4 protein-coding genes and 1 pseudogene are annotated in these 3,578 nt (G+C 53.4%); all 5 read right to left on the reverse strand.

What is annotated here, in order from left to right; genetic code table 11:
* The coding region (locus LKD37_RS17075) for an arsenate reductase/protein-tyrosine-phosphatase family protein (protein WP_441448586.1) at window positions 1–104 on the reverse strand (104 nt) is incomplete at its 3' end.
* Between the two features lie 88 nt (window positions 105–192).
* A pseudogene (locus tag LKD37_RS17080) lies at window positions 193–726 on the reverse strand (DUF1016 N-terminal domain-containing protein); the annotation flags it as partial.
* Entirely contained in the window at window positions 680–1,426 is a 747-nt protein-coding gene (locus tag LKD37_RS17085; RefSeq protein WP_302930269.1) for a metallophosphoesterase family protein, read from the reverse strand. The pseudogene LKD37_RS17080 and the gene LKD37_RS17085, both read right to left, overlap by 47 nt.
* Before the next feature lie 14 nt (window positions 1,427–1,440).
* Window positions 1,441–3,060, reverse strand: a complete 1,620-nt coding sequence (locus LKD37_RS17090; RefSeq protein ID WP_302930270.1) for a recombinase family protein — start codon at window positions 3,058–3,060, stop codon at window positions 1,441–1,443.
* Window positions 3,057–3,578: hypothetical protein (locus tag LKD37_RS17095; RefSeq protein WP_302930271.1), on the reverse strand; the 522-nt coding region annotated here is incomplete at its 5' end. The genes LKD37_RS17090 and LKD37_RS17095, both read right to left, overlap by 4 nt.

Consider the following 3,578-nt stretch of genomic DNA (forward strand, 5'->3'; position numbering starts at 1 on the left):
AATTGCGATGCCAGTCCCGCCTTTTTTACCAAGTCCTTCATCACGAACTCGGCCATGGGGCTGCGGCAGATATTGCCATGACAGATAAACAGGATCCTCTTCATACTGCGTTCTCTCCGAAATCTCATCGTTGCCCTCATTATACCACACATCGACCTTTTCGTCGAGAACACTTTCCAGATACGCAGAATCCTCGATCATTCGCAGAAGCTCCGCCTTGGATAGATTCCGTGCTGTAGCCTGCCGGATGTACCAGCGGCGCTCCTCTGCGGGCAGCTCTGCCTCCATGATCACAACGTTCTGTGTCCAATTCAAGTGAAGCGCTTCGCCAAGCAGTTCCGGCGTGCCGCTGTACAACTGCCAGAAATCCCGCATCCGGCGCACATTGCGCGGAGAGAAGCCGGTCATATCCGGGTATTGTTCTTTTATGAACTCCGCAGCAGCTACCGCTGCACCCTTTTCCGAGTGGGCACAGACGGCCTTGCCGATTTCGCAGTACAGCTCCATCTGCGGCAGATCTGCTTTCATGACAGATTCCAGTGTGGCAAACATTGTGCTGTAGTCCACAGTCTTTCGGATATTCATAGTTTCTCCTTTCCGGCGCACAGCGCCTGATTCAACGCTCAAAACAGAGAAAAGCACGGTAACATCGCCGTGTTTTTCTCTGCCTTGACCTGTTTCAGATAACTTGTACGATCTGCTCCCAGAGCAGTATGTGCTTTTCATCAATGGCCCGGTTGTCGTGGTAATGGCCGAACAGCCAGTAGTGATAATGTGCTCTCTCCTTGACCTCCTGCAGAAAATCTGTGAGCGGGTCTGCCTCATTGTGGCGGTTTTCCATGAGAGCAATGCTGGTGGGAGCGCAGTGCGTGATAACATAGTCCACCGCCCAATCGACCTTGGCCAGATTTTTTCGTGCTTCAGCGTACTCCTCCTCAGAAGGCATCTCCTGCGCCCACCACGAAATGTGATTGATGCGATACCTCGCTCGGGGCTTTCTCTGCAGCATCAGGAGCTTTCGTTCAAAATCCGGAGCACCCGGTTCCAGAATGCCGTCCTCCGTATCATGGCTTTTTGCTCCGCCCATGGTGAAGAAGTGATAGCCTTCCAGCTCGAAGACCTGTCCACGCATCAGGTGCAGGACATGAGAGCGAATGCGGTGTACCTTGCCGCCGTGCCAGTCTTTCACCGGATATCGTTCCAGTGCGTCGTAGTTCTCATGATTCCCGCAGACGAAGGCCAGCGTGAACGGAAGACTTTCCAGCCAGTCCAATGCAGCCTCGTCACGGCCGTCTCCAAACCACACACCACCAAAGTCTCCGGCACAAATCACGATGTCCCGCTTTGTCATTTGTGCCTGCTCCGGGAAATATTCTGGCTTGAAGCGTTCAAAGTTTCCGTGGCAATCACCGGTTACAAAAATCATCTTTCCACCTTCTTTCAGTACATAATTTTCTGGCAAATCTCAATGCCGCCCTTCAGGGTGACTGCGATCTCGTCCTTGGAGAGAACTTTTACTATCTTCACCAGTTGGCGGACGGCACTCTCGTCCCATTCCGTAATGTGGGGCGATGCGTTTTCCAAGGTCTGTGCGGCATCCATGATGCGCTGGTTGGCTTTTGCCTGCTCCTTGTTATCTGCGAGGATCCCGGAACGCCTTTCTTTCAGGAGGGTTTGCTTGTCCAGTATCTCCTTGAACTGACCGCCATAGGCAGCCGGATCATCCGTGGCCTTTTCCAGCAGTGTTTGGAATTGCTGCTCCAGTTCTCTCAGCCTGCGTTCAATATCTCCAAGGCTCATCGTGCCGCCGGGGAATGGGATGATCTCTGTTTCCATGGCATCTGTGATCTGCCGAATCAAGCTATTCTTGTCGGCCATAGCTGTGTTCAGGACTGCGAGGATCGCTTGCTGGAGTGGTGCTTCATCCAGTATGGGCGAATTGTGGCAGTATTTCTTACCGTAGTCCAATCGGCTCACACAGCGCCACACGACTCGTTTTTCACCGTTTCGTGTCCATGTGCAGCGGCGATACAGGGTCCCGCACTCACCGCAGACCAACCGCTCCGAGAGCGCATACTTGCTGGCGTAGGAGGCCATCCCTGTGACTGCGTTTTTAGAAGGACTCTTTGCTGCATTCCGCCGTGCCATCTCCGCCTGTACGGCATCATACTTTTCACGGCTGACAATGCCCTCGTGGTGATTTTCAATGAGGTACATGGGAAGCTGGCCTGTATTCTTGATGGCCTTGCGGTTGATAAAGTCCTGCCGGAAGGTCTTCTGCATCAACACATCACCGCAGTATTTTTCATTCTGCAGGATGCTGCGGATGCGGGAAATGGTCCACTCCGGAGAATCCTCGAAGCACTTGACGCCTTGCTGTTCCAGTTCATCTTTGATCATCCGCAGGCTGGCTCCGGTGAGATAGCGCTCATAGAGCCATCGGACGATTTCCGCCTGTTTCGGAATGATCTCCGGCTGACCATCCTCACCTTTGCGGTAGCCGTACAGCTTTTTATATTGGATGCTGACCTTTCCAGCTTCCATGGCGCGGCGCTTACCCCATGTGACATTGGCGGAGATAGATTCACTTTCAGACTGGGCGAAGGCACCGGAGAGGGTGATTCGCAGCTCACTGTCCTCCTCCAGAGAATTGATGTTTTCCTTCTCGAAGATGACTGCGATGCCAAGTTGTTTGAGCGCCCGGATATAGTAGAGGCAGTCCACCGTGTTGCGGGAGAAGCGGGAAACCGACTTGGTCAGGATCACATCGATTTTCTTTTGGCGGCAGTGCCGGATCATCCGCATGAAGTCCTCACGCTTCTTGGCCGAGGTTCCGGTGATGCCCTTGTCTGCAAAGATGCCGGCCATCGTCCAGGCGGTGTTGGACATGATTTTGTCGGTATAGTACTCTTTCTGCACCTCATAGCTGTTTGCCTGATCCTCCTCTTTGGTGGAGACTCGACAGTAAGCTGCCACCCGGAGTTGTCTGCGGGCTTCTGCCTGGCGGGTGGCTTCCGGCTTGGCAGGGATCTTAATTACTCTTGGGGCATCCTCTTTCATTGCAGGTCACTCCTTTCTATGACTTGCCCATTTTTTAATCGCAGTTTGACATTTTGGCGGGTCACCAGTACCTCGGATACGGTGCTTTTCAGAAGATCAGCGTTCAGTTCCGCCACACATTCGAAGGCGGAGAAGAGATGCCGGAGACGATTTGTTTCATATTCTTCATCCCCCAGAGCGGCATATTGCTCTGCCGCAAGCCGGAGGATCAGCACTTTGGCGCTGTCCTCGTCGATTGGCTGTTGTTCCAGAGCATTATCCAGCGCCTCCTGCGTTTTAGAATGTGTGGCTGGTGTGGGACTGCGCTGATGCTGTATGCGGTCCGGACAATTTGCGAGGCCGTTGAGCAGGTCGGTGACACTTTGTTCCACCCGTTCAGATGGCGGTGTGCCGCAGAGCCTGCGCAGCACCTTTTGGGCTTCCGTCTTTTTCGGAAGCTGGGGCTTGTTTGAGCGTTTTTCGTTTGCTGCGATGAGCTGCTCCTCATCTATGAGCTTGGGATATCCTTTCTCCCCGGT

The sequence above is a fragment of the Brotocaccenecus cirricatena genome, assembly GCF_020687045.1.
GTDB lineage: Bacteria > Bacillota > Clostridia > Oscillospirales > Oscillospiraceae > Vescimonas > Vescimonas cirricatena.